We start from the raw sequence: 25,191 nt of genomic DNA, 5'->3' as shown, positions 1-25,191 counted from the left end.
CTGAAGTGGATCTGCGGGCCGGGGCGAGGGGGCGCTGCCCTCTGCAACCCCATTTGCAATTTTTTAAAAAATGTCGCGCAGCGACAGCCCGGATGGGGTCACCATTTGCCCGAAGGGCAAGTGGCGAGCAAAACTTCCGACTTTTTTCATTTTGCGCTGGAAAGGGGACCGGAGAGACGGCCAAAGGACCGTTTCACGGAACGTTGCTTATGTTTACGAAAGTTCTGATAGCCAACCGCGGGGAGATTGCGGTGCGGATCATCCGCGCCTGCCGGGAAATGGGGCTGCGCACCGTGGCGGTATGTTCGGCCGCGGACAAAAGCGCGCTGCATGCTCAGATCGCGGATGAGTGCGTCTGCATTGGGCCCGCGCCCTCCAAGGACAGCTACCTCAATATGTCCGCGATCCTAGCCGCCTGCGAACAGACCGGCGCGGATGCGATCCATCCCGGTTTCGGCTTTCTCTCGGAGAACGCCTATTTCGCGCGGCTGTGCGCGACCTGCGGCATCAAGTTTGTGGGTCCGAGTCCCGAATCGATCGAGCTTCTGGGCAACAAGGCCCAGGCCAAAGCCACCATGCGGGACGCGGGCGTCCCGGTGGTGCCCGGATCGGACGGCGCGGTCGCGGACGCGGACGAAGCGATGCAGGTCGCGCGGCGGATCGGGTTCCCAGTTATGGTGAAGGCCTCCGCCGGGGGCGGTGGGCGCGGTATCCGCATCGCGCATACGGCGGACGCGCTCGAAAATGCCTTCCATACCGCCCGGCAGGAGGCGGTTGCCTGCTTTGGGGACGGCGCGATCTATCTGGAAAAATTCCTGGTAAATCCGCGCCACATCGAAATCCAGGTGCTGGCCGACGAGCGCGGAAATGTGATCCATCTGGGGGAGCGCGACTGCTCGGTGCAGCGCCGCAACCAGAAGGTGATCGAAGAATGCCCGTCCCCCGCGCCGGTGATGAACGAACAGCTCCGGCAGCGGATGGGCGAAGCGGCCTGCCGCGCCGTCAAGGCCGCGGGCTATTATAACGCGGGCACCATCGAGTTTTTGGTGGATGCGGACGGCGAATTTTATTTCATGGAGATGAACACCCGCGTGCAGGTCGAACACCCGATCACCGAGCTGGTGACCGGGGTGGATATTGTCAAATCCCAGTTGGCCATCGCGCAGGGGAAACCGCTGCCGGTCGCGCAGGATGAGGTCGGCATGCACGGATGCGCGATCGAATGCCGCATCAACGCGGAAAATCCGGCGCAGGGTTTTCGCCCGTCGCCGGGTACCATCCGGGCGCTCTATATGCCGGGCGGGCCGGGCGTGCGGATTGACAGCGCGGTCTACGCGGGCTATACGATTCCGCCGTATTACGATTCGATGATTGCGAAGCTGATCGTCTACGCGCCCACAAGGCCGGAAGCAATCATGAAGATGCGCTGGGCATTGGCGGAATTTTTGGTGGAAGGGGTAGACACGAATATCGACTTCCAGCTTTCGCTTTTGCACAATCCGGATTTTGAAAGCGGAAAGTATGACATCGGGTTTCTGGACCGCTTGATGCAGAAAGATTAAAAGAGGAGGCGAGGCGGGTAAATGTTAGAGGATCTGTTTGCGAAGGTAAAATCCCGCGCATCTTATGAAAAACCCGCCGCGGAAAAGGGGAAGATGAACATCCCGGAAAATCTGATGTTCAAATGCCCCCGCTGCGGCAAAGTGGAATTCATGGACGCGTTCGAGACGGCCAACAAGGTCTGCCCGAACTGCGGGTATCACGCGCGCCTGTCCGCGCCGGAACGGATTGAACTGACGGCGGACAATTTTACATTTGTTGAATATGATAAGCATATGAAAAGCCTCAATCCCATCGGTTTTGAGGGTTACACGGAAAAAACCTTTTATCTGCGGCGCAAAACCGGCCTGCGCGACGCGGTCATCACCGGCGAATGTTCGATCATCGGGCAGCCCTGCTGTCTTGGCGTGATGGACACCCGGTTTATGATGGGGTCGATGGGCTCTGTCGTGGGCGAAAAAGTCGCGCGGCTGTTTGAAACGGCAGCGGATAAGCGCCTGCCGGTCGTGCTGTTCACCGCTTCGGGCGGCGCGCGGATGCAGGAGGGCATTGTGGCGCTCATGCAGATGGCCAAGACCGCTGGCGCGGTTGGACGCCACAGCCGCAAAGGGCTGCTTTATATCACCGTCCTGACCGACCCCACCACCGGCGGCGTGACCGCGTCGTTTGCGTCGCTCGGGGACATCATCATCGCGGAGCCCAAGGTGCTGGTTGGTTTCGCGGGCCGCCGGGTCATTGAGGGGACGATCAAGCAGCACCTGCCGGACGATTTCCAATCGGCCGAATTCGCGCTGCAGCACGGTTTTGCGGATCTGATCGTCGAACGCGGCGCTATGCGAAAAACGCTCGCGCAGCTGCTCAGGCTGCACAATATGGGAGGTGGGGAAAATGCCTGAAACCACGGCATATGAACGCCTGCAGATTGTGCGGGAGAAAAACCGCCCCACGGTGCGGGATTATATCCCGCTGATTTTTGACAATTTTATTGAGCTGCACGGCGACCGTCTCTACGGTGACGACGGTGCGATCCTCGGCGGGATCGGTACGATCGGCGGCATCCCGGTGACCGTGATCGCCGAGGTCAAAGGCCGCGACCTGAAGGAAAACCAGGCCGCGAACTTCGCCATGCCACATCCGGAGGGATACCGCAAAGCGCTGCGGCTCGCCAAACAGGCGGAAAAATTCCACCGGCCGGTAATTTGCTTCATCGACACGCCGGGCGCCTTCTGCGGCGTGGGCGCGGAGGAACGCGGACAGGGTGAGGCGATTGCCCGCAACCTGATGGAGTTTATGGAGCTTGCGACTCCGGTCGTTTCAATCGTACTGGGCGAAGGCGGCAGCGGTGGTGCGCTGGCGCTGGGAGTCTGTGACGAGCTGGCCATGCTGCAAAATGCGGTCTATTCGGTCATATCGCCGCGTGGGTTTGCCTCGATCCTGTGGAAGGACGCGAACCGCGAGAAGGAAGCGGCGAATATCATGCGCATTACGGCGGAGGACCTTATGGGATTTGGAATCGCGGAAGCGATCATCCCGGAACCGCCGGGCGGCGCTCATAATGATCATAAAATGGCGGCGGAAAGCATATCCCGGTACATTTTGGAAACAATCCAAAAATATATGGAAATACCTATTGCCAAACTCTTGGAAAACAGGTATTATAAGTTCCGTAAGATTGGAGAGTTCACAGAACAGAAAGGCGCGAACCCTCTTTAATCGGTAAATAAATCATTTATATAATAAGTAGGAGGAAACGATCATGGTATTTGAAAAGGTAAGGGAAATCCTCGTGGATCAGCTCGACGTTGAAGAGGATGCGGTCACAATGGAGGCCAACATTTCCAACGATCTCGGCGCGGATTCGCTGGATATCGTTGACCTGGTCATGAGCCTTGAGGAAGAGTTTGATTGCGAGATCCCGGACGAGGAGATCGAAAACATCAAAACCGTCGGCGACATCGTCAAATACATCGAAGACCATCAAGAATAAGCCTCCGGCGGCCCTGTTTCTTGTTCGTGCAAGAAACAGGGGAAAGAACACGCCCGGGGATCTCCCCGGGCCCCCAATGCGCGCCGTGAAAGCTGCCTTCGGCAGAAACGGCGCGAAATCTGCCGAGATGAAACGAATTGAGCCGCGCGCGCTTCGCAATGACGCGCGGGACAGATCGCCGCAACCATTGCGGCGATTCGCTGGCGCTTAATGAGGACAAATGGATTGATAAAGGGCGGAAGCACTTTGGTGCTTCCGCCCTTGTTTTGCCCCAAAGCGCGGGGGAATGCAAAAAGCAAGGGCGGACGTAAGCCGGTTCATCTTGACCCTTGCTTTTTGCAGGCGGCCGCGCTACCCCGCGAGAAACGCCTCGGCGGCAAGGCACAGCCCAAGGGAAAACCCCTGGCGGAAACGCGCGGCTTCGCTCACCCCGAGGATTTCCGCGTGCGCGTTCAGCAGGCGAATCAAAAGGGTTCGCTCCTTGCCGCCGAGCAGCAGGGTCAGCCGCTCCTCGCAATCGTCCCAGACCGCGGCCGCGGCACGATACTGCTTGTTGTCCTCCGGACTCGTCAGATTTGGCGACAGCTCGCCGAAAAACAGATCGTCTATGGTTGCCATTCAATCACCTCTTTCAAGATTTGTATTGCAAGTATAGCAGAATATTGTGGAAAAAGGATCATTTCACACTACATCTGGCGTAGGACTTTTTTTATTGCCGCCCTTCGGCGGCAATCGCGCTATCGCGCGTTGCTGGACAGGGAGAAAAGTCTACTGGCATCGATTTTGCGGCGCTGTACGCTTAGAGGCTTGCGGGCGCGGCTCGTAGGGCCGCACATATGAAAATCCGCTTGTCCGCTTTGCGCGCAGCGCATCGCCGCAAGGTTGCGGCGATCTGTCCCGCGTGCTTTTCATCACGCGGCACGCTTCGTGGCATCTAAGCAGATTGCGCGCGATCTTTGCCGCGAAGCGGCGACGAAATCGCGCGCATGGGGCCGCGGGGTGTCCCCGCGCGTGTTCTTTGGGTACTTTCTTGCACGAGCAAGAAAGTACCCCTGCGGAGCAAATCCGTGCGCACGGAAGGCGCAACTCCCAGTCGCACGGAGGGCGCAAAGGAAGGGGCTTGCAATTCGCGGTGGAAACGGGTATGATAGAAAACGTGTAAAAGCCGGTGGGCGGCATGCCCAGAAAACAGGCCTGTGGCGCAGCCGGATAAAAAGGAGTAATAACCGATGGCAGATCAGAAAAAAATGGTGGAAGCGATCACCTCGATGGACGAGGATTTCGCAAAATGGTACACGGATATCGTTAAAAAAGCCGACTTGGCCGATTATTCTTCGGTGCGGGGCTGTACGATTGTGCGGCCATACGGCTGCGCGATCTGGGAAAATATCCATGACGATCTTGACGCCCGCTTCAAAGCGCTCGGACATGAGAATGTCATGATGCCGATGTTCATCCCCGAGGGATTGCTGCAAAAGGAGAAGGACCATGTCGAAGGCTTTGCGCCGGAAGTCGCATGGGTGACCCACGGAGGCGAGGAAAAGCTGACCGAGCGCCTTTGCGTTCGTCCAACCTCGGAGACGCTCTTCTGTGAGCATTACGCCAACATTATTCATTCCTACCGCGACCTGCCAAAGCTCTATAACCAGTGGTGCTCGGTTGTGCGCTGGGAAAAGACCACCCGTCCGTTCCTGCGCACCTGTGAATTCTGGTGGCAGGAAGGCCACACGATGCATGAGACCGCGCAGGAGGCGATGGAGGAGACCGAGCGGATGCTCAACGTCTATGCCGACTTCTGCGAGGAGAGCCTTGCGATCCCGGTCACCAAGGGCCGCAAGACCAAGAAGGAACAGTTCGCCGGCGCGGAAGCCACCTACACCATCGAAGCGATGATGCATGACGGCAAAGCGCTGCAGTCGGGCACCTCGCATTACTTTGGCGACGGCTTTGCCCGCGCGTTTGATATCACTTTCCAGAGCCGCGACAACAAGCCGGAATACCCGCATCAGACCTCTTGGGGCATGTCCACCCGCATCATCGGTGCGATCATTATGACCCACGGCGATGACAACGGTCTGGTGCTGCCGCCCGCGATCGCGCCGATCCAGGTGATTGTGCTTCCGATCGCGCAGCATAAGCCGGGCGTGCTCGATAAGGCGCGTGCGGTCACCGAGCAGCTCAAAAAATTCTGCCGCGCGAAGATTGACGACAGCGACAATTCCGCCGGCTGGAAGTTTGCCGAATACGAGATGAAGGGCGTCCCGCTGCGGCTCGAAATGGGACCGCGCGATATCGAAGCAAACCAGTGTGTGCTGGTCCGCCGCGACAACCGCGAAAAGACGATTGTTTCGCTCGATGAGCTGGAAACGAAGATTCCCGAACTGCTCAAGGCCGTCCATGACGGGCTCTATCAGAAGGCGCTTGCCAACCGCGAGGCGCGCACCTGGGCCGCGCACACCTTCGATGAGCTCAAAGAGCTTGCGAACACCAAATCCGGGTTCTTCAAAACGATGTGGTGCGGCGACGAGGCCTGCGAACTGCGGGTTAAAGAAGAAGCCGGCCTAACCTCCCGCTGCATGCCGTTCGCGCAGGAAAACCTGGGCGAAACCTGCCCGATCTGCGGCAAGCCCGCGAAAACCATGATCATCTGGGGCAAAGCCTACTAAGAGAGAACCGGTGCGGGGCACAATGCGGTTACTGACTGATCCCCAAAAAGAAGCCGACGGAAATCCGCCGGCTTCTTTTTTTGTTACACCGGCGGGGTATCCGGCATAACGATACAGGAGGTGGTGCGGTTTTGTGGAACGGAAAAAAAGCCGAACGTTTTTTTGACGGGCTTTGTGAAGATTATTATGAAAAGGTTCTGCGCTACCTGTATGCCGCGCTTGCAGACGAGCAGGCAGCACGGGACACAGTGCAGGAGGTTTTTCTGGTGGCGTGGCAGAAACGAGAGGCATTGCTTACACATCCGAATCCAGGCGGCTTTTTATTCCTGACGGCGAAAAACCTCGCACAGAAGGCCCGGCGGGAAGCGTTCGCACGCATGGCGCGGGAAGAGCTCGACGGGGATGGCAGGCTGGAGGCACAGCCTGACGGCACAAATCTTATTGAGACAGCGCTCGACCGGGCGGTGGATGAAAGCGCTTATATCGACGCGGTCCTTGGGCAGCTCAGCCCGGAAAAGCAGAAGCTCTACAGCCTTTACTATATAAAAGGGTGGAGCATGTCTGAAATCGCCGCCCAATACCACTTGGAGGAGACTGCGGTGCGGATGCGCTATGTGCGGCTGCGGCGGGAAATCCGAGCGATCGCCGCTGAGGTGGCCCAGAAGGAATTTTCCTTCTGAGGCCGTTACACACAGATAAAAACCAGCATATGAAAGTGTACGGATGAAGCGCTTCAATCCGAGTACACCGGTAAGGAGGAATTGTAATGGAGTCAAAACAGCAACTGAAGCAAAAGCTTGACCAGGCGATTGACGAGATGGACCTGGACGGCATCTGTGAAACACTTGACCGCCTGACCGGTTTGGAGGATCACCCCATTGCGGCAGAATCGCCGGAGTTATTTGCCGCAAGGATCAAAAAATTGGATAAGGAGCGTAAGCAGCCGATGAAAATGAGTAAAACGATACGCGGTGTGTTTGCCGCTGCGGCGATTGTCGCAATGCTGTCGGTCGGGGTCTATGCCTCAGGCGCATGGCAGCGGTTCGCGTTTGTAAAAGATGACCAGATGGTCGTGGTACAGACCGGCGACGGAAAAATGTCACAGAAGCAGGCGGAAGAACTGGCCAAGGAGGGCGTGCACGTGCAGGTTGCATCGTCCGCTGAAGTCCCAGGCGGTCAGCTGCCCGATCCGGATCAGATGGTGATCGGAGAAGATGAAATCCAGTTGAGCTGGACGCAGGACGCGCCGGTTGATTCGGATATCAACCTTTCGGTCACCGAGAAGGAGACGGCAGACTATGCTTCGGCGCAGGAAGCGGCCAAAGCGCTTGGCCTGCCGCTGGCGCTGCCGGAGATCCCGGACGGAATGGCATTTGCCTCTGCCAAGGCAAGCAGCCTGGGGGATGACAAAGGCCAAAGCTTTGGCAAAACGATGTGGGTGAATTATGACAGCGAAAAACGCAGCCTGGGTATCACAGTTGACTGGATGAAGATCAGTGAAAAGATCACCGCTGTGACTTATCATGGCATTGAACCGGGAAGCGGAGGCAGCTACAAAACTGCAAAGGGCTATGAATTCACCACTGTGCGGGAGGATGGCTCCGACATTGCGACCATCTTCTGCGGTGAATACGAATATACGCTGGTGTTCAACGGATTCACCGAAAGCGAACGACGGCAGATGCTTGACAGCGTCGACCTGTCTGTCTACCAGTGAGCGGCGCGCGGCCGGCGGATTTTCTCCAACAAAAAAAGGACGGCATTGCCGTCCTTTTTTTGTTGAACCATCGATTGGGGAACAGGTCGGAAGCGCGGCCGAACCGGTCACAACAAACTCAATACCAAAAGAAACAGGGCGGCGCAAAGGATGTTGACCACGGCGAGAACCAACAGACTGTTGCGCAGGCCGTGTGTTTCGTGCTGTACCCGACAGTTGCTGACCAGAAGGAACCCGCCGGTGGAGAAAGGGGATATTCCGGCGCAGGTGGAGCCAATAAAGATGGCGCTGTAGAGCAGCAGATGGGAGACGCTGAGCTCGGAGGAAAGCGCGGGCACCAGTGGAAACAGCACGGGGATAACCACCGAGAGGGAGCTGCTGAAGCAGCTCATGACCCCGGCAATGAACGCGAGGGCGGCGGGGAGGAGCAAAGCCGGCACATTGCTTTTGACCAGTGCACTGAGCCATTCCACAACGCCGGCCTCCACCGCAACGCCCATCAGCAGAGTCATGCCGGTGAAAAAGACCAGCATCTGGACCGGCACGTATTTTTGGCAGACGGTGGGGAATTCCCCCAGGGAGAGGGCGGACTGGGCCAGCACGCCCAAAAGCATGACGAAACTGAGGTCAAACTGTGTAAAGACGGTTTTCCAATAGCCTTCCGCCAGCAGCTGACCCAGCAGGGAAAAGGCGATAACCGTCCCCAGGACGAGACAGAGCAGCAGAAGCCCCCTCGCCTGCGCCGGAGTGAACGGTCTGGGTTCCGGCAGGCTGCCTTTGGCGGAACTGGCCCGTCCTCTGGTCAGCAGATACACCACCGCGTAGGTCAGGGAAAAAAACAACAGGCTCAGGAAAAAGGCGCGAAGCATGATCGGCCGTCCCTGACCGGCGTAGGCCAGCGACTGATCGATGATGGCGCTGGAGATGATACCGCCCTGGCTGAGAATGAAATTTCCGCCGATACACACGCCATAGGAAACCGAGACCCCCAGCAGCAGCGAATGCCGTCCGATGCAGGGAGCGACTGCCATGGCGATGGGGGCGAGGATGACGGTGGCGGTGGGAGCGCCGGTTCCGATCCCGCTGATGACGATGCTCATCAGAAAGAGCGCGAGGGGAATGCAGGAAATGCGTCCTTTGAGGGCATAAAGTACATGGCCGATTGCCGCCTGCAAGGTTCCATTTTCCGAAAGAAAGCCGTAAAACAGGGTGACCATGGTGACGGTGAAGATGATCTTGCCGGGCAGAAGCGCGAAAAAGGCGCTGGCGGGCATCTGCAAAACCAGAACGCCAATGAGCACGGCGAAGCTCCCTGCCAGGATGCCCACGTTGATTTTGAAACGGTTGCCAATCAGGATGCTCAGCAAAATTGCGCAGAACGATAAAAAGATGGCCATGCCCACACGCTCCCTCTCGTTTGGCCGCGCCGTCCCGACAAATATTTGTTAATTTTTCAGCAATCCGAAGGCTGCTTAAATTATAGTATGGAATCAATTAAAAGTAAATAACATTTTTGATTTTTTAATAAATAATTTTTTATAATATTGACAAATACAAAATAATTGTTAAAATGAAATTGTTAATAAAAACACATTATTGCTTTCCCGGCATCTGTTGTGTGCGAGCGATCCGATCCGGCAACCAAAACAGTAATTGAGGAGGTACGATTTCATGGAAGGGGCAACGACAAAGAAAAAAGCGGTCTACAGCCTCGCAAGCTATCGGTACGGTCTGGGGAATTTTTTTACCACCATTATCACCAATCTGTCCTCGACCTATTTCAGCGCGTTTTTGACCATCTCGGTGGGGCTCTCGGCGGCGGCCATGGGTTCGGCAATGTCCATCGCGAGCGTGGTGGACACCATCTCCATCCCAATCATCGGTATCCTGATCCAAAAGTCCAATTTCAAAAGCGGAAAATTCCGCCCGTGGATTCTCTGGGGCGCCATTGCATGCGCCATATTCAACTGGCTGCGCTTCAACAACTTCGGCCTGACGGGTGCGAGCGCGGTTTTCTATTTCGGCGCGATGTACACCCTCTGCTACCTCGCCTATAACTTTGTCTACTGCCCGTATACAGGGCTGCTGCCGGTGCTTGCGCCCGATCCCGGCGACCGTGCCTCCTATGCGGCCTGCCGGATCCAGTGCAACTCGATCGCCAAGTTCCTGCTGAGCCTGGTGGCGGTTACGCTGTTTGAGAAGATCGGCTATTCCACCTTTGCGGCGATCCTCTCGGTCCTGTGCTTCCTCGGCTTCTATCAGCTCTATATGATGGCCAAACCCTACGACATCCCCGAGCCGGTTGGCGAAACCGGCAAGGCCCGTGCGAGCGACGTTTCAATCTGGGAGATGATCCGCAGCATCATCTCTTACCCCATGCTGATGTTCCTGATCGCGGGCATCCTCAAGATCGCCACCTATTTCTCGGTCACTTCGCTGTCGGTGTACTATTACACCTACGTCATCGGGGACAAAGCCCTGCTGACCGTCTATCTTTCGGCGAGCACCGCGCTGATGATCGGCGGCGCCTTTCTGACCCCCTTCGTGTCGAAGCTGGCCGGCGGCGCGCGCAACGCCTACATCATCGGCGGAATCATCTACGGCGGCAGTATGCTGATCTCCTTCACCACCCAGGGCAACGCACTTCTCTTCACCATCCTGCTCGCGGTGGGCTATGTGGGCTATTCCTTCATGCATTCGGCCGAAGCCGCGGTTTATTCCAATCTGGTCGACTACACCCTCATCAAGACCGGCAAAGACCTGAAGGGCTTCCTGATGACCATCTTTTCGCTCTCCCCGAAGGTCGGCGGCATCTTCCAGGGGCTCATCCTGGGCGTGGGGCTGTCGCTCATCGGCTTTAACGCAGAGAACATCACCGATCAGGCGATTGCCGGGCTGCCGGTGCTCTTTGCGCTGCTGCCCGCTATCCTTCTGGCGATCGTGATCGTCGCAATGCTGCTCTACCCGCTGACCGACAAGAAGATTGCCGAGATGAAGAAGCAGGCGGGCATCGAATAAGAAAAACCATAAAAAATAGGGCCGCATGCCCGGTGGACGTGCGGCCCTCCAGCACACAGAAGGAGGAAATTCACGATGTTTGAGAAGATGAAGGCTCTGCTGTCCGCGGCCCGCTGCGCCGCGCCGGCCTACTGCCCCTACTGCGGAGCCATGCTTATGCCCGGCATGAAGATCTGCCCGCACTGCGGCGCGCCGGTTCCGGAAAGTTAATATAAACAAAAATAGTGCGGATTTTTGTCGCGATATTTGCATTGACAATTAGTTAGCAAATAAATATAATTTAAATATAGAAATATTTAATAAATATTAATTATTTCTTAAAAACAACAGATAACACAGCACCATTCACCTGTACACAACAGAACCCCGGGAAAACAAAAAACGCAGTAAAAGGAGTTTTGGGTATGAAATGGGATAAAACAGTGGACGTCGTCGTGGTTGGCCTGGGCGCAGCCGGCGGCTGCGCAGCCATCGAAGCGTACGACAACGGCGCGGACGTGCTCGTCATCGAAGCGGATAAGGTCCCGGGCGGAAATACCCGTCTGAGCGGCGGCACCCTGCGTGTATTTCTCGACAACGAGAAGGTCTACCAGTACTACCGCGGAGTGTTCGACGACACGGTCAAGGATGATCTGATCCACAAGTTCGTCGAGGTCACCGCCACCAGCCACGAATGGTTCAAGCAGAAATGCGACTGCGACTTCAAGATCGCGGAGAAGGTTCCGTTTCCGCCGGCCCCCAACGCCGTCTGGGATTTCCTGCCAGGCTCCGAGGGACTGGGCGGCCGTTCGCAGTTCGTTCCCAAAGACGGCGGCGCGCCTGGGATGAACGGCGGCTATTACCTGATTGCCTCCCTGATGCACGGCGTCAACAAGCGGGGAATCAAGATCCAGTATGAGACCCGTGGAAAGGAGCTCGTCACCAACGCCAGCGGAGAAGTCATTGGCATCAAGGCCGAAACCCCGGACGGCCCCTGCTTCATCCGCGCCAAAAAAGCGGTTTGCCTCACCTGCGGCGGCTTCAACCGCAACGCTGAGATGCAGACCAACTATCTTGGAATGCCGCTGATGAGCCAGGGCTGCATGTGCAGCGTCGGAGACGGGCTCACCATGACCGCGAAACTGGGCGCGAAGATGTGGCATATGACCGGCGTCTCCTGCGGCGTCAGCTATAAGGTAAAGGATCATGAGCAGCCGATCGGCATTGGCATGCACGCGCCCAACTATATGTATGTCGACCAGAACGGCGAGCGTTTTCTGAATGAGTCCGGCCTGGACGTGCATGCGATGGCATTCGACTTCACCGCCTGCAACGCTGAAAAGATGGCCTACCCGCGGATGCCTGCCTGGATGATCTTCGACGAGAACGTCCGCGAGGCAGGCCCGATCATCGGCCATTGCCCCGGCATTATCCAGGAGGACCCCACCTGGGAGGGCTGGAGCCAGGACAACCAGCGCGAAATTGAAAAAGGCTGGATCAAGATGGCCTACACCATCGCTGACCTGGGCAAACAGCTCGGATATAACCCGGGAGTCCTGGAGAAGGCCGTTGCGGACTATAACCAGGCGGCGCTCACCGGCTATGACCCGAAGTTCAACCGCGACTGCTTCAAGATGGGCCCCATCACCAAGCTGCCTTTCTATGCCATCGAGCTGTGGCCGTCGCTCTTAAACACCCAGGGCGGCCCGATGCACGACGCGTACGGCCGCGTTCTGGACAACGACGAGAAACCCATCGAGCGCCTTTTCGCGGCTGGTGAACTGGGTTCGATCGTCAACAAGTTCTATCCGGGCGGCACCAATATCACCGAAGCCATCGCGATGGGACGCGTCATCGGCGAATACACTGCGAAACTGGCTGACACGGTCGAGTAATCAGATACTTATCCCTCCGTTAAAATATCCTCCGGCACAAAAACGACCTCCGTCCAACAGGGCGGAGGTCGTTTCGTATGATCTTCGAAAAATTGGCAATCCTATCCTTTATATAAAGAGAACGGGACAGCTTCACTCGGCCGGCGCATCTTTGAGCTGTTCGAGGGTGATTCCATGGGAGAGGGGGTTCAGTTTCTCAAGCAGGACCAACAGGTCCTCAATGGCCAGATACAGCTTGAGCCGCTCCTCCTCGGTGAGGTTGTTGTAGTAAAGGTCGTAAAACTTCCCCATCGATTGTTTGGTCTTATCTATGTACTGGACGCCCTTTTCGGCCATCCGGATGATGATTTTGCGCCGGTCGTTGGGGTCCGAGATGCGCTCCACCAAGCCGAGCCGCACCAGCACGTCCACGTTTGCGGTGAGCTGGGGCTTGCTCATGACGAGCCGGTCGGCCAGTTCGGACATGGAGATTTCCGACACCACCTGCAGCACGGTGAGCACCTTGCTCTGATAGTTGGTCAGTTCCTTCTGGGTGATGAGCTTCATGGGGCGGCCGAACTGGTATTCAAATTCCGGGATGATCTTGACGATGTCCTCTACGATCAGTTTGGTAGTAATCATACTGCTCCTTCATCAGACAAAAATATTCATAATTAATAACTGTTTTGGTTTGCTATTATTTTACGCTTTTCAACGTGGAAAAGTCAAGCGGCTTTTCCGTTTTCGGGCCGTAATTTTTTAATGACTTTATTGCCAAAAATATTTATAAAAATACTTGCATTTTGCCGGAGGTTATGGTATTATAATCGAGCGTGACTGCACAAGATATGCGTTGATGCGGGAGGTGGCCGCCCTTGAGGCGGGGAATTTCCGCGGAGTATGTCCGATTTTAAACCGGGCGACTTTAATACTGAACAGGAACTGTGCGCTTTCCATAGGGGGAAGTTTGCGGTTGCGGGGAAACCCGCGGGCGGTATAAAGTCCGGATAAACTGTTACGGTTTACCGGATTTTTTGTATGCCCAGCCGCGAAACACCCGGAGCGGTGTGCAGAAGAAATCAGTTCTTAAAGCGTCGTCGTGAAAACTTTAAGGAGGCGATGTTTAAGTGGCAGTCAAAGAAAAAATCAGGATCCGGCTCAAAGGCTATGATCACCAGCTGGTGGATGCATCGGCGGAGAAGATCGTGGAAACCGCAAAGCGCACCGGCGCCCGCGTTTCCGGCCCGATCCCCCTTCCCACCGAAAAGGAGATCGTTACCATTCTGCGTGCTGTTCATAAGTATAAGGACAGCCGCGAGCAGTTCGAGATGAGAACCCACAAACGGCTCATCGACATCCTGCGTCCGTCCAACAAGACGGTCGAGGCGCTGACCGGTCTCGAACTTCCCGCCGGCGTGGAAATTGAGATCAAGCTCTAATGATCCGGCAAACCCCGACGACGGCAAGCCGCCGTCAGGTCATGTTGGCGAATGCCAACCAATAACCGTAGGAGGTAAAGAAAGGTATGCAAAAGTGCATCGTAGGCAAAAAGATCGGTATGACCCAGCTTTTTGACGAAAACGGCAAGATGATCCCCGTCACCGTCGTTGAAGCGGGCCCGTGCGTTGTCGTTCAGAAGAAGACAACCGAAAACGACGGCTATGAAGCCGTGCAGATCGGTTTCGGCGACATCTCGGACAAGGCCTGCAACAAACCGATGAAGGGCCACTTCGCAAAAGCTGACGTCGCAAACAAGAAAACGCTGAGGGAATTCCGGCTGGCCGACTGCGCCGCTCTGAACGTGGGCGACATCATCAAGGCCGACGCTTTCGCGGCGGGAGACGCTGTGGACGTTGTTGGAACCAGCAAAGGTAAAGGTTACGCCGGCACCATCAAGCGTTACAACTTCGGCCGTCTCAAAGAGACCCATGGTTCCGGCCCGGTTGCCAGACACCAGGGTTCCCTGGGCGCCTGCTCCGACCCGTCGAGAGTCATGAAGGGCAAGAAGCTGCCTGGACACATGGGCGCCGAGCGCGTCACCGTCCAGAATCTCGAGGTCGTCAAGGTTGACGCCGAAAATAATCTGATTGCTATCAAGGGAGCGATCCCCGGCGCCAAGGGCGGCGTGGTCTGCATCACCGATAGCGTCAAGGCGTAAGGGAAGGAGGATACACACAATGCCAAAGGTTAATGTATACGATATGGCCGGCAAAGTTGTTTCGGAGATGGAACTTTCCGAAGCCGTGTTCGGTGTGACACCCAACCCTGCGGTCGTTCACCAGGTTGTCGTCAACTACCTTGCAAATCAGCGTCAGGGCACCCAGTCCACGCTGACCCGCACCGAAGTATCCGGCGGCGGCAAAAAGCCGTGGAGACAGAAGGGCACCGGCCATGCGCGCCAGGGTTCCATCCGGGCTCCGCAGTGGAGAAAGGGCGGCATCGCGCTTGGCCCGAAGCCCCGCGATTACAGCTACTCGCTGAACAAGAAAGTCCGCCGTCTGGCAATCAAGTCGGTCTTCTCCGACAAGGTCCTGACCGGCGACATGATTGTCGTTGACTCGATCGCTGTCGACGGGTTTAAGACCAAAGCGATGGTTGGCATGCTCAAAGCGCTCGGCGCCGAGAAAAAAGCGCTGATCCTGATGCCCGAAGTGAACGAGCAGGTCATCAAGAGCGCCGCGAACATCCCCGGCGTAAAGACCGCTCTGGTCAACACCATCAACGTCTACGACATCGTGAACTGCGACAAGTTCATCGTTGCCAAAGACGCCGTAGCCAAACTTGAGGAGGTGTACGCGTAATGAAAGCTCCGCAGGACATCATTCTTCGTCCGGTTATCACCGAAGCTTCCATGGCGAACGTGCAGCTGAAGAAGTACACCTTCAAGGTTGCAAAGGACGCCAACAAGATTGAGATCGCAAAAGCGGTTGAGGGCCTTTTCCCCGGCACCAAAGTGGCGAAGGTCAACACCCTGAACTGCCGCGGCCGCATGAAGAGAATGGGCCGCAACTTCGGTTACACGCCGTCTTACAAAAAGGCGATCGTCACCCTGACCGAAGGGTCGAAGACCATTGAGTTCTTCGACACCATGCTGTAATGGACCCAGCCAGTCCACGTATGGGGAACTCATAACCCGCCGGAAAGCGTCCGGCGGCATGGTGCCAAATCCCGCGGCGCGCGCCGCCCGCCGGTTTAGCGGCCAAAACGGCTAAAACAGCACCGTTTTTGGAAGGGATGCGGCACAACCCCGCTAACACATTATGAGGAGAGTGAAACCGAATGGCTATTAAATCCTATAAGCCGACAACCCCGTCGCGCCGGCAGATGACTGTCACCGACTACAGCGGGCTGTCAAAGGTTGCTCCCGAGAAAAGCCTTCTGGAACCCCTGAAGAAGCATTCCGGACGCAACTCGAACGGCCGCATCACGGTCCGTCACCGCGGTGGCGGCAACCGCCGGAAATACCGCGTCGTCGATTTCAAACGCGACAAGGCGGATATGAAAGCAACCGTTCTGACCCTTGAATACGACCCGAACCGTACCGCGCACATCGCGCTCATCCAGTATGAGGACGGCGAGAAGCGCTACATCATCGCTCCGAACGGCCTGAAGGTCGGCGACACCGTCGTTTCCGGCGCGTCCGCGGATATCAAGCCCGGCAACGCACTGCCGATGATGAACATCCCGACCGGTACCTTCATCCACAACATCGAGCTTTACCCCGGAAAAGGCGCGCAGCTGGCGCGTTCGGCCGGCGTCATGGCGCAGCTGATGGCGAAGGAAAACGGCATGGCGCTTGTCCGGCTTCCGTCCGGAGAACTCCGGAACATCCCGGAAATCTGCATCGCCACCATCGGCCAGGTCGGCAACATTGACGCGGAAAACGTCAACTACGGCAAGGCCGGCCGCCGCCGCCACATGGGCTGGCGTCCTACCGTCCGCGGTTCGGTCATGAACCCCTGCGACCATCCGCACGGCGGTGGTGAGGGCAAGAGCCCTGTCGGACGTCCCGGACCTGTCACCCCTTGGGGCAAACCGGCGCTCGGGTACAAGACCCGCGCGAAACACAACCGCTCCGACAAGTTTATTGTCAAGCGTCGCAACGCGAAGTAAAGCGGGCTGAAAGGAGGAAATTTTCATGGGTAGAAGCGTGAAAAAGGGACCTTATGTACAGCCCGTTCTGCTGGCTAGGGTTCAGAAGATGAACGAGAGCGGCGAGAAGAAACAGGTTCTCAAGACCTGGAGCCGCGCATCGACGATATTCCCCGATTTTGTCGGGCACACCTTTGCGGTGCATGACGGCCGCAAACATGTGCCGGTATATGTGACCGAAGATATGGTTGGACATAAGCTCGGCGAGTTTGCGCCCACCAGAACTTATCGTGGCCATGCCGGCGCGAGAAAAACCAAGTAAACGTGGCCGAAAGGAGGAAATCACCAATGGAAGCAAAGGCTTCGTTGAGACATGCCCGAATCGCGCCCCGTAAGGTGCAGATCGTGCTTGATCTTATCAGAAATAAGCCTGCTGATCAGGCTATGGCAATTCTCCGGCACACTCCCAAGGCCGCTTGCGAGCCCCTTGAGAAGCTGCTGAAGTCGGCTGTGGCGAACGCGGAAAACAACTTCAACATGGATAAGAATAATCTCTATGTTTCGGAGTGCTACGTCGTCCCCGGCCCGACCATGAAACGGATTCGTCCCCGCGCCCAGGGCAGAGCGTTCCGGGTGCTGAAAAGAACTTCACACGTATTTATCACCGTCGCAGAACGGGAATAAGCTGAAAGAGGAGGTAAACTATGGGCCAAAAAGTGAATCCGCACGGCCTTCGTGTCGGAGTAATTAAGGATTGGGATTCCCGCTGGTTTGCTAAGGACTCTGCTTTCGGCGATATCCTGGTTGAGGATTATAAGCTGCGCAAGTTCTTAAAGAAAACCCTGTATGACGCAGGTATCCCCAGAATCGAAATTGAACGTGACGCCACCAAGGTGCGCATCCACGTGCACTGCTCCCGCCCGGGTATCGTGATCGGTAAGGGCGGATCGGAGATCGAAAGAATCCGCAAGCTGTGCGATGAAATGATCAACAAAGGCAAGGCCGACGCCGACCGCCGCCAGGTGTTCATCAACGTCGTCGAGGTGAAATCCGCCGACAAGAACGCCCAGCTCGTCGCTGAAAGCATCGCCGCGCAGCTCGAGGGACGCGTTTCTTTCCGCCGCGCGATGAAACAGGCCATCGGCCGCGCCATGAAGTTTGGCGCCAAGGGCATCAAGGTTGAGGTTTCCGGCCGTCTGGGCGGCGCCGAGATCGCGAGAACCGAACATTACCATGAGGGCACCATCCCGCTGCAGACCATCCGCGCCGATATCGACTACGGCTTCGCGGAGGCGAACACCACCTACGGCAGAATCGGCGTCAAGGTTTGGATTTATGCCGGGGAGGTACTCGGGGATGCCAGAGCTCCTCGCAGGGAAGGAGGCAGCAAATAATGCTTCTGCCTAAGAGAGTGAAATACCGCAGAGTACACAGAGGCCGTCTGACCGGCAAAGCGTACCGCGGAAACAAAGTCACTTACGGTGATTTTGGCCTGCAGGCAACCGAGCCGGCGTGGATCACCTCGAATCAGATCGAGGCGGCCCGTATCGCCATGACCCGTTACATCAAACGTGGCGGTCAGGTTTGGATCAAGATTTTCCCGGATAAGCCGATCACTGAAAAGCCGGCTGAGACCCGAATGGGTTCCGGTAAAGGTTCCCCGGAATACTGGGTGGCCGTTGTGAAACCGGGCCGCGTGATGTTTGAAATCGGCGGCGTGTCCGAGGAACTCGCCCGCGAGGCGATGCGTCTCGCAGCGCACAAACTGCCGATCAAGTGCAAGTTTGTAGCAAAAGAAACTGAAGAAAAGGGGAGTGAAGAGTGATGAAGGCCACTGAGCTTAGGAATATGTCCGCCAAGGAACTGGGCGAAAAGCTTCAGGACCTCAAGGCAGAACTTTTCAACCTTCGCTTCCAGCATGCGATCAACCAGCTCGACAACCCCCTCAGGCTCAAGGACGTCAAACGCGACATCGCGCGCGTCAAGACCCTGATCCGGGAAAACGAGCTCAAGAGCGCGCAGTAAGCGGAAGGGAGGACGAAGGTAAATGAGCGAAAGAAATCTCAGAAAAACCCGCGTTGGAACGGTTGTGAGCGACAAGATGGACAAAACTGTTGTCGTCGCCATTCAGGACAACGTCAAACACCCCCTTTACAAAAAGATCATCAAGCGCACGGTAAAGTTCAAGGCGCATGACGAGAACAACGCGTGCGGCATCGGAGATAAAGTTGAGATCATGGAAACCCGCCCCCTGTCCAAAGACAAACGGTGGAGAGTTACCGAGATCATCACGAAGGCGAAATAATTTGATCAGGGCCTTTTGGGGCCCATTCGAAAGGAGGAACGCTCTGTGATTCAGATGCAGACCTATCTGAAGGTTGCCGACAACACCGGTGCGAAGGAACTCATGTGCATCCGTGTGCTTGGCGGCTCCCGCAGAAGATATGCGAACATCGGCGACGTGATCGTGGCTTCTGTCAAGAAAGCTGCGCCCGGCGGCCAGGTGAAAAAGGGCGACGTAGTAAAAGCAGTTGTCGTTCGTTCCGCAAAAGGTATAGCCCGTGAAGACGGAACCTATATCCGCTTTGATGAGAACGCGGCGGTCATCATAAAGGAAGACAAAAACCCGAGAGGTACGCGTATCTTTGGACCAGTGGCCAGGGAACTGCGCGAGAAAGATTACCTCAAGATATTAAGCCTCGCTCCTGAGGTGCTGTAATGGAGGTGCTCAAAAGTGAATAAACTTCACGTCAAAACGGGCGATACAGTCATCGTTCTGTCCGGCAAGGACAAGGGCAAAAAGGGCAAGGTTCTTGAGGTTTCCCCGAAGGAGCAGAAAGTGATCGTGGAAGGTGTCAACATGATGACCAAACACGTCAAACCCCGTAAAATGGGTGACGCGGGCGGCATTGTGAAGGCCGAAGGCGCCATGTACGCCTCCAAGGTAATGCTCGTCTGCCCCAAATGCGGCAAACCCACCAGACTTGCCCACAAGATCCTGAACGACGGCTCGAAAGAACGTCTTTGCAAAAATCCCAAGTGCGGTGAAACTTTTTAAGTAAGGAGGAGAAATCATGGCAAGAATGAAAGACCAGTACAGAAGCGAAATGGCTCCTGCGCTGATGAAAAAATTCGGATACAGCTCTGTCATGCAGATCCCCAAGCTTGATAAGGTTGTCATCAACGTTGGCTGCGGCGAAGCGCGCGACAATCCGAAGATTATCGACGCGATCGTCGGGGACCTTATGAAGATCACCGGCCAGAAACCGATCATCTGCAAGGCCCGCAAATCCGTGGCGAACTTCAAGCTTCGTGAAGGCATGAACATCGGCGCGAAGGTGACGCTGCGCGGCGACAGAATGTACGAATTCGTAGACCGGCTCTTCAATGTCGCGCTCCCGCGTGTCCGCGACTTCCGCGGCATCAACCCGAACGGCTTCGACGGCCGCGGCAACTACAACATGGGCCTGCGCGAGCAGCTGATCTTCCCGGAGATCGAATACGATAAAATCGACAAGGTCAGAGGCATGGACATCTGCTTTGTCACCACTGCAAAAACCGACGAAGAGTCCCGCGAGCTTTTGACGCTCATGGGCGCTCCATTTGCGAAGTAAGGAGGAATCGTAACTGTGGCGAAAACATCTATGAAAGTAAAGCAGTCTCGTCCCGCAAAGTTCTCCACGAGAGCTTACACGCGGTGCAAGATCTGCGGCCGGCCGCATGCTTATCTTCGCAAATTCGGTATCTGCCGTATTTGCTTCAGAGAACTGGCATATAAAGGACAGATTCCCGGAGTGCGGAAAGCAAGCTGGTAAAACAAAGCTGAGCTAAAGGAGGTTGACGGCATGCATATCACCGATACCATCGCTGACATGCTGACACGTATCAGAAATGCAAACAATGCAAAACATGATACTGTTGATATTCCTGCTTCCAACATGAAGAAAGCAATCGCTCAGATTTTGTTGGATGAAGGATATATAAAAGCTTTCACCGTCGTCGCGGACGACAAACAGGGCGTCATCAAGGTCACCCTGAAATACGGGCAGGGCAAGACCCCGGTCATCCAGGGACTTCGCAGGGTTTCGAAACCCGGCCTGCGCATTTACACCAGTTGTGAGGATATGCCCCGCGTGATGAAAGGCCTTGGCACCGCCATCCTTTCCACCAACAAGGGCGTTATGACCGACAAACAGGCTCGCAAAGAGAATGTCGGCGGCGAAGTCCTCGCATTCATTTGGTAAGGGGGGTACAGCGAAATGAGCAGAATTGGTAGAAAGCCCATCGCTGTGCCGGCGGGCGTCGACGTCAAAATCGACGGCCATACTGTCACGGTCAAGGGCCCGAAAGGCACCCTCACCCAGACGTTTCGTCCGGAGATCGGCATTGCCATGGAAGGCAACGAGATCGTCGTGACCCGCCCGAGCGATGAAAAAACCGAAAAGAGCCTGCATGGACTCACCCGTACGCTGATCGCCAACATGGTGCACGGCGTCACCGAGGAGTTCAAAAAGGAGCTTGAAATCAACGGCGTCGGATACCGCGCCGCAAAGCAGGGAAAACAGCTCGTCATGACACTCGGCTATTCCCATCAGGTCTTCATGGAGGACAATGCCGATATCACCATCGACGTGCCTGCGCCGAACAAAATTGTGATCCACGGCCCAGATAAGCAGAAGGTTGGCCAGTTCGCCGCCGAAGTGCGCGAGAAACGCCCGCCGGAGCCGTATAAGGGCAAGGGCATCAAGTATGTTGACGAAGTTATCATCCGCAAGGAAGGTAAAGCAGGCAAGGGCAAGAAGTAAAGGAGTGAACGAACATGATTACGAAACCTGACAAGAACGAAGCCAGACTGAAACGGCATGTCAGAGTCAGGGCCAAGATCAGCGGCACCCCCGAGTGCCCGCGTCTTTGCATCTTCCGCTCCGCGAAACACATCTATGCCCAGATTATTGACGATGTGAACGGCGTAACGCTGTGTGCAGCGTCTTCCATGGACAAAGATTTCGAAGGTTTTGGCGGGAACAAGGAAGCGGCCAAGAAGGTTGGCGAAATCATCGCCAAGAAAGCTGCTGACAAAGGCATTGCCGAGGTCAAATTTGACCGCGGCGGATATATCTATCACGGGCGTGTCAAGGAATTGGCACAAGCGGCCCGTGAAGGCGGCCTCAAATTCTAAGTAAGGAGGGATACTTTTGGCTCTTATCGATGCAACGAACCTCGATCTGAAAGAGAGAGTAGTAGCAATCAACCGCGTTTCCAAAACAGTGAAAGGCGGACGCATTTTTAAGTTCGCGGCGCTCGTGGTTGTCGGCGACGGCAACGGCACGGTCGGCTTCGGGCTTGGTAAAGCGGGCGAGGTACCCGACGCAATCCGCAAGGGTATTGAGGACGCAAAGAAGAATCTTCACAAGATCTCGCTGAAGGGAACCACCATTCCCCATGAGGTCATCGGCGTATATGGGGCCGGCCGTGTTCTGATGAAACCGGCTCCGCAGGGAACCGGCGTTATCGCGGGCGGCCCGGTGCGTGCGGTCATGGAGACTGCCGGCATCAAGGACATCCGTACCAAATCCCTGCGCTCCAACAATCCCTGCAACGTGGTCAGCGCCACCATCCAGGGGCTCATTTCCCTTCGTGACGCCGAGCAGGTCGCTGCGACGCGCGGCAAAGGCGTGAAGGATATTATAGGTTAAGGAGGCGGGCGAAATGGCACAGCTTAAAATCAAGCTCGTAAAAAGCCTTGTCGGCAGAAAAGACGATCAGATTGCCACCGCCGAGTCCCTTGGACTGCGCAGGATCGGCAACGAGACCATTCAGCCTGACAACGAGGCCACCAAAGGCAAAATCGCAAAAATTTCCCACCTCGTTGAGGTTACCGAAAGCTAAGCTAAGGAGGTGCAGGTAAAATGAAATTGCATGAACTTTCTCCGGCCCCGGGCGCCAGCCGCGACGCTTATCGCAAAGGCAGAGGCGCCGGTTCCGGTAACGGAAAGACTGCAGGCAAAGGCCATAAAGGTCAGAAGGCCCGTTCGGGCGGCGGCGTACGCCCCGGTTTTGAAGGAGGCCAGATGCCTCTCCAGAGACGTGTCCCGAAAAGAGGCTTCATCAATATTTTCGCGACCAAGTATGCGACGGTCAACGTTTCCGACCTTGAGAAATTCGAGGACGGCGCCGTTGTCGACGCGCAGGCGCTGGTGGATGCCGGTCTGCTGAAAAAGACCCTTGACGGCGTCAAGGTTCTCGGCAGAGGCGAGCTCACCAAAAAACTCACCGTCAATTGCGCGGCATTCTCAGCATCCGCCAAAGAGAAGATCGAGAAGGCAGGCGGAAAGGCTGAGGTGAAATAATATGTTTGCGACGTTAAAAAACGCATGGCATATCGCCGAACTGAGGCAGAAGATCTGTTTTACCCTGATGATCATCGTCCTCTTCCGTCTGGGCGCGGGCGTTCCGGTTCCGTTTTTGGACCCGGCGGCCTTGCAGAATATGGTCTCCGGCGCGGGAAACCTGCTCGGTTACCTTGATATTCTTTCGGGCGGTGCGTTTGCCAACGCAACCATCTTTGCGTTGTCCATCACGCCGTATATCACCTCTTCCATCGTCATCCAGCTGCTGACAGTTGCGATTCCGGCACTTGAACGGATGGCAAAAGAGGGTGAGGACGGACGCAAAAAGATCCAGAAGATCACCCGTTACACCACCATCGGCCTTGCGTTGCTGCAGGCGTTCGCTTACTACACCATGCTGAAGAACCAGCAGGGCGCTGTGAAATACACCACCGGTTGGGAAGGCATCTTTGTGGCCTTTGTCATCGTGGCGACCTTCACCGCCGGCGCAATGCTCATCGTTTACCTCGGTGAGCGCATCGATGAGCGCGGCATCGGCAACGGCATCTCGCTCATCCTGTTCGCGGGCATCGTTTCCCGCGGACCGGCTGCGGTGCGCAGCTTCTGGGGCTATCTGAAGCTCAACGAATTTGCTTTCACGGCAATTGTCCTGGAGCTGGTTATGATCGCGGTGTTTATCCTTTTGATCGCGGCGATCATCGTCATGACCAACGCGGAGCGCCGCATCCCCGTCCAGTACGCCAAAAAGGTGGTTGGACGTAAGATGTATGGCGGCCAGTCGACCTTCATCCCGATCAAGGTCAACATGTCGGGCGTCATGCCGATCATCTTCGCATCCTCCCTGCTTGCAATCCCCGGTACCATCGGCGCATTCGTGCATCCGGCCGCGGACAGCTTCTGGGGGAAATTCCTTTCGGCATTCCATTACAATACGCTGCTGTATGCGGCGCTGTACTTTGTGCTGATCATCGCATTCAACTACTTCTATGTGGCGATCCAGTATAATCCGATTGAAATGAGCAACAACCTCAGGAACAACTCCGGCACCATTCCGGGCATCCGTCCGGGCCGCCCAACCTCCGACTTCATCGCGCGGATCATCTCGAAGATCACGCTGATCGGCGGTATCGTTCTTGCCCTGGTTGCAGTGCTCCCGATCATTATCGGGTCCTTCACCGAGCTGAATGTTTCGCTCGGCGGTACTTCGATCATCATCGTCGTCGGCGTCGCGCTGGATACCTTCCGTCAGCTGGAATCCCAGATGATGATGCGTCACTACAAGGGCTTCTTAGAGTAAGGAGAGGTGCGGTTATGAAACTGATCCTTCTTGGCGCTCCGGGCGCCGGCAAAGGTACACAGGCAGAAATTATCTGCGACAAGTTTGGCATTCCCGCGATCAGCACCGGAAACATCATCCGGGAAGCGCTGAAGAACGGGACCGAGATGGGGCTTCGGGCAAAATCCTATATGGATGCCGGCAGCCTTGTCCCGGATGAGGTGGTCATTGGGATCATCAAAGAGCGCCTCGCGAAGGACGACTGCCAAAACGGGTTTATCCTTGACGGATTCCCGCGCACTGTCCCGCAGGCCGAAGCGCTTGATGAGATGAAGATCGAGATCGACAAGGTCATCGATATTGAGGTCTCGGACGAGGACATCACGGCCCGGCTTTCCGGCCGGCGTGTCTGCGAAAAGTGCGGCGCGAGCTACCACGTGGAGCACAAACCTCCGAAAACCGAAGGGGTGTGCGACCGTGACGGCGGCAGGCTGATCATCCGCAAGGACGATGAGCCCGCGACAATCCGGGATCGCCTGAATGTTTATCACCAGCAGACTGAACCGCTCAAGGACTACTACGCGAAAGCTGGAAAGCTCGCGGTGGTCAAGGGTGCGGGGACCGTGGAGGAAACGACTGCACGGACCCTGAAAGCCCTGGAGGCCTGAGTAT

General features: G+C 56.1%; 36 protein-coding genes. 33 read left to right on the top strand and 3 right to left on the bottom strand.

What is annotated here, in order from left to right:
* Positions 1-209 precede the first annotated feature (209 nt).
* From BN4275_RS05975 to BN4275_RS05960, 4 genes are read left to right on the top strand one after another with little or no spacing between them, the layout of a single operon-like run.
* Positions 210-1,562 (top strand): acetyl-CoA carboxylase biotin carboxylase subunit, encoded by a 1,353-nt coding sequence (locus BN4275_RS05975; RefSeq protein WP_066455417.1) that lies wholly within the window; start codon positions 210-212, stop codon positions 1,560-1,562.
* Between the two features lie 21 nt (positions 1,563-1,583).
* Positions 1,584-2,456, top strand: a complete 873-nt coding sequence (gene accD, locus BN4275_RS05970) for an acetyl-CoA carboxylase, carboxyltransferase subunit beta (protein ID WP_066455416.1) — start codon at positions 1,584-1,586, stop codon at positions 2,454-2,456.
* Positions 2,449-3,273, top strand: a complete 825-nt coding sequence (locus BN4275_RS05965; RefSeq protein WP_066455415.1) for an acetyl-CoA carboxylase carboxyltransferase subunit alpha — start codon at positions 2,449-2,451, stop codon at positions 3,271-3,273. The genes accD and BN4275_RS05965 overlap by 8 nt, the downstream gene beginning before the upstream one ends.
* A 43-nt stretch (positions 3,274-3,316) precedes the next feature.
* Positions 3,317-3,547, top strand: a complete 231-nt coding sequence (locus BN4275_RS05960; protein WP_066455408.1) for an acyl carrier protein — start codon at positions 3,317-3,319, stop codon at positions 3,545-3,547.
* A 351-nt stretch (positions 3,548-3,898) separates the two neighbouring features.
* On the opposite strand, the gene BN4275_RS05955 is transcribed toward BN4275_RS05960, so the two are convergent.
* Positions 3,899-4,165, bottom strand: coding sequence for a DUF6809 family protein (locus BN4275_RS05955; protein WP_066455404.1), 267 nt, complete (start codon positions 4,163-4,165; stop codon positions 3,899-3,901).
* A 611-nt stretch (positions 4,166-4,776) separates the two neighbouring features.
* On the opposite strand from BN4275_RS05955, the gene proS reads away from it, so the two are divergent.
* From proS to BN4275_RS05940, 3 genes are all read left to right on the top strand, one after another.
* The gene (gene proS / locus BN4275_RS05950; RefSeq protein WP_066455402.1) at positions 4,777-6,213 is read left to right on the top strand and encodes a proline--tRNA ligase; all 1,437 of its coding nucleotides are present in this window, start codon (positions 4,777-4,779) and stop codon (positions 6,211-6,213) included.
* Positions 6,214-6,344: 131 nt separating this feature from the next.
* The gene (locus BN4275_RS05945) at positions 6,345-6,893 is read left to right on the top strand and encodes an RNA polymerase sigma factor (RefSeq protein WP_066455393.1); all 549 of its coding nucleotides are present in this window, start codon (positions 6,345-6,347) and stop codon (positions 6,891-6,893) included.
* 86 nt (positions 6,894-6,979) lie between these two features.
* Positions 6,980-7,930: a hypothetical protein gene (locus tag BN4275_RS05940; RefSeq protein ID WP_066455387.1), complete on the top strand. Its 951-nt coding sequence runs from the start codon at positions 6,980-6,982 to the stop codon at positions 7,928-7,930.
* A 107-nt stretch (positions 7,931-8,037) separates the two neighbouring features.
* Here the strand turns inward: BN4275_RS05940 and BN4275_RS05935 are convergent, their stop codons facing one another.
* Positions 8,038-9,327 carry an SLC13 family permease gene (locus tag BN4275_RS05935; protein WP_066455385.1) on the bottom strand — a complete coding sequence of 430 codons (1,290 nt, stop codon included), beginning with the start codon at positions 9,325-9,327 and terminating at the stop codon, positions 8,038-8,040.
* A 274-nt stretch (positions 9,328-9,601) separates the two neighbouring features.
* Between BN4275_RS05935 and BN4275_RS05930 the strand changes: the two genes are divergently transcribed.
* The 3 genes from BN4275_RS05930 (at position 9,602) to BN4275_RS05925 (ending at position 12,822) form a co-directional block, all read left to right on the top strand.
* Entirely contained in the window at positions 9,602-10,948 is a 1,347-nt protein-coding gene (locus tag BN4275_RS05930) for an MFS transporter (RefSeq protein ID WP_066455383.1), read from the top strand.
* A 75-nt stretch (positions 10,949-11,023) separates the two neighbouring features.
* Positions 11,024-11,158 carry a zinc-ribbon domain-containing protein gene (locus tag BN4275_RS16985; RefSeq protein ID WP_079988113.1) on the top strand — a complete coding sequence of 45 codons (135 nt, stop codon included), beginning with the start codon at positions 11,024-11,026 and terminating at the stop codon, positions 11,156-11,158.
* Positions 11,159-11,352: 194 nt separating this feature from the next.
* Positions 11,353-12,822 (top strand): FAD-dependent oxidoreductase, encoded by a 1,470-nt coding sequence (locus BN4275_RS05925; RefSeq protein ID WP_066455381.1) that lies wholly within the window; start codon positions 11,353-11,355, stop codon positions 12,820-12,822.
* A 132-nt stretch (positions 12,823-12,954) separates the two neighbouring features.
* Here the strand turns inward: BN4275_RS05925 and BN4275_RS05920 are convergent, their stop codons facing one another.
* Positions 12,955-13,443, bottom strand: a complete 489-nt coding sequence (locus BN4275_RS05920) for a MarR family winged helix-turn-helix transcriptional regulator (RefSeq protein WP_066455379.1) — start codon at positions 13,441-13,443, stop codon at positions 12,955-12,957.
* Between the two features lie 485 nt (positions 13,444-13,928).
* On the opposite strand from BN4275_RS05920, the gene rpsJ reads away from it, so the two are divergent.
* The 23 genes from rpsJ (at position 13,929) to BN4275_RS05810 (ending at position 25,187) form a co-directional block, all read left to right on the top strand.
* Positions 13,929-14,240, top strand: coding sequence for a 30S ribosomal protein S10 (gene rpsJ, locus BN4275_RS05915; RefSeq protein ID WP_006873286.1), 312 nt, complete (start codon positions 13,929-13,931; stop codon positions 14,238-14,240).
* Between the two features lie 86 nt (positions 14,241-14,326).
* Positions 14,327-14,959, top strand: a complete 633-nt coding sequence (gene rplC / locus BN4275_RS05910) for a 50S ribosomal protein L3 (protein WP_066455377.1) — start codon at positions 14,327-14,329, stop codon at positions 14,957-14,959.
* A 19-nt stretch (positions 14,960-14,978) separates the two neighbouring features.
* The gene (gene rplD / locus BN4275_RS05905; RefSeq protein WP_066455375.1) at positions 14,979-15,602 is read left to right on the top strand and encodes a 50S ribosomal protein L4; all 624 of its coding nucleotides are present in this window, start codon (positions 14,979-14,981) and stop codon (positions 15,600-15,602) included.
* Entirely contained in the window at positions 15,602-15,898 is a 297-nt protein-coding gene (rplW, locus tag BN4275_RS05900; protein WP_066455372.1) for a 50S ribosomal protein L23, read from the top strand. The genes rplD and rplW overlap by 1 nt, the downstream gene beginning before the upstream one ends.
* A 182-nt stretch (positions 15,899-16,080) precedes the next feature.
* Complete coding sequence (rplB, locus tag BN4275_RS05895) at positions 16,081-16,914, top strand: 50S ribosomal protein L2 (RefSeq protein ID WP_066455369.1); 834 nt, start codon at positions 16,081-16,083, stop codon at positions 16,912-16,914.
* Between the two features lie 25 nt (positions 16,915-16,939).
* Positions 16,940-17,215 carry a 30S ribosomal protein S19 gene (gene rpsS / locus BN4275_RS05890; protein ID WP_066455366.1) on the top strand — a complete coding sequence of 92 codons (276 nt, stop codon included), beginning with the start codon at positions 16,940-16,942 and terminating at the stop codon, positions 17,213-17,215.
* Positions 17,216-17,241: 26 nt separating this feature from the next.
* Positions 17,242-17,577, top strand: a complete 336-nt coding sequence (gene rplV / locus BN4275_RS05885; RefSeq protein WP_066455364.1) for a 50S ribosomal protein L22 — start codon at positions 17,242-17,244, stop codon at positions 17,575-17,577.
* 20 nt (positions 17,578-17,597) lie between these two features.
* Entirely contained in the window at positions 17,598-18,287 is a 690-nt protein-coding gene (rpsC, locus tag BN4275_RS05880; RefSeq protein WP_066455362.1) for a 30S ribosomal protein S3, read from the top strand.
* Positions 18,287-18,718 (top strand): 50S ribosomal protein L16, encoded by a 432-nt coding sequence (rplP, locus tag BN4275_RS05875; RefSeq protein WP_066455360.1) that lies wholly within the window; start codon positions 18,287-18,289, stop codon positions 18,716-18,718. Before rpsC ends, rplP begins: the two co-directional genes overlap by 1 nt.
* Positions 18,718-18,918: a 50S ribosomal protein L29 gene (gene rpmC, locus BN4275_RS05870; protein WP_066455358.1), complete on the top strand. Its 201-nt coding sequence runs from the start codon at positions 18,718-18,720 to the stop codon at positions 18,916-18,918. The genes rplP and rpmC overlap by 1 nt, the downstream gene beginning before the upstream one ends.
* 22 nt (positions 18,919-18,940) lie before the next feature.
* Positions 18,941-19,198 (top strand): 30S ribosomal protein S17, encoded by a 258-nt coding sequence (gene rpsQ, locus BN4275_RS05865; RefSeq protein WP_066455355.1) that lies wholly within the window; start codon positions 18,941-18,943, stop codon positions 19,196-19,198.
* A gap of 45 nt (positions 19,199-19,243) precedes the next feature.
* Complete coding sequence (rplN, locus tag BN4275_RS05860; protein WP_066455353.1) at positions 19,244-19,612, top strand: 50S ribosomal protein L14; 369 nt, start codon at positions 19,244-19,246, stop codon at positions 19,610-19,612.
* A 15-nt stretch (positions 19,613-19,627) separates the two neighbouring features.
* Positions 19,628-19,951, top strand: a complete 324-nt coding sequence (gene rplX / locus BN4275_RS05855) for a 50S ribosomal protein L24 (RefSeq protein WP_066455350.1) — start codon at positions 19,628-19,630, stop codon at positions 19,949-19,951.
* 16 nt (positions 19,952-19,967) lie between these two features.
* Complete coding sequence (rplE, locus tag BN4275_RS05850) at positions 19,968-20,507, top strand: 50S ribosomal protein L5 (protein ID WP_066455348.1); 540 nt, start codon at positions 19,968-19,970, stop codon at positions 20,505-20,507.
* A gap of 15 nt (positions 20,508-20,522) precedes the next feature.
* Complete coding sequence (locus BN4275_RS16980) at positions 20,523-20,708, top strand: type Z 30S ribosomal protein S14 (protein ID WP_079988112.1); 186 nt, start codon at positions 20,523-20,525, stop codon at positions 20,706-20,708.
* Between the two features lie 30 nt (positions 20,709-20,738).
* Positions 20,739-21,137, top strand: coding sequence for a 30S ribosomal protein S8 (gene rpsH, locus BN4275_RS05845; RefSeq protein WP_066455347.1), 399 nt, complete (start codon positions 20,739-20,741; stop codon positions 21,135-21,137).
* Between the two features lie 15 nt (positions 21,138-21,152).
* Positions 21,153-21,698: a 50S ribosomal protein L6 gene (gene rplF / locus BN4275_RS05840; RefSeq protein WP_066455346.1), complete on the top strand. Its 546-nt coding sequence runs from the start codon at positions 21,153-21,155 to the stop codon at positions 21,696-21,698.
* Between the two features lie 14 nt (positions 21,699-21,712).
* Positions 21,713-22,072, top strand: coding sequence for a 50S ribosomal protein L18 (rplR, locus tag BN4275_RS05835; RefSeq protein ID WP_066455345.1), 360 nt, complete (start codon positions 21,713-21,715; stop codon positions 22,070-22,072).
* Positions 22,073-22,088: 16 nt separating this feature from the next.
* Positions 22,089-22,589 (top strand): 30S ribosomal protein S5, encoded by a 501-nt coding sequence (gene rpsE, locus BN4275_RS05830; RefSeq protein ID WP_066455344.1) that lies wholly within the window; start codon positions 22,089-22,091, stop codon positions 22,587-22,589.
* Positions 22,590-22,602: 13 nt separating this feature from the next.
* Positions 22,603-22,782 (top strand): 50S ribosomal protein L30, encoded by a 180-nt coding sequence (gene rpmD, locus BN4275_RS05825; RefSeq protein ID WP_066455342.1) that lies wholly within the window; start codon positions 22,603-22,605, stop codon positions 22,780-22,782.
* 20 nt (positions 22,783-22,802) lie between these two features.
* Positions 22,803-23,243 (top strand): 50S ribosomal protein L15, encoded by a 441-nt coding sequence (rplO, locus tag BN4275_RS05820; RefSeq protein WP_066455340.1) that lies wholly within the window; start codon positions 22,803-22,805, stop codon positions 23,241-23,243.
* Position 23,244: 1 nt separating this feature from the next.
* Positions 23,245-24,540 (top strand): preprotein translocase subunit SecY, encoded by a 1,296-nt coding sequence (gene secY, locus BN4275_RS05815; protein WP_066455338.1) that lies wholly within the window; start codon positions 23,245-23,247, stop codon positions 24,538-24,540.
* Between the two features lie 14 nt (positions 24,541-24,554).
* A complete protein-coding gene (locus BN4275_RS05810) occupies positions 24,555-25,187 on the top strand; it encodes an adenylate kinase (RefSeq protein WP_066455336.1) in 633 nt (210 codons plus the stop codon).
* Positions 25,188-25,191: the final 4 nt, after the last annotated feature.

The sequence above is a fragment of the Anaerotruncus rubiinfantis genome, assembly GCF_900078395.1.
In the GTDB taxonomy this organism is placed as follows: domain Bacteria; phylum Bacillota; class Clostridia; order Oscillospirales; family Ruminococcaceae; genus Anaerotruncus; species Anaerotruncus rubiinfantis.
The sequence above is the reverse complement of the archived record's forward strand: the minus strand, read 5'-3'. Positions and strand labels throughout refer to the sequence as shown.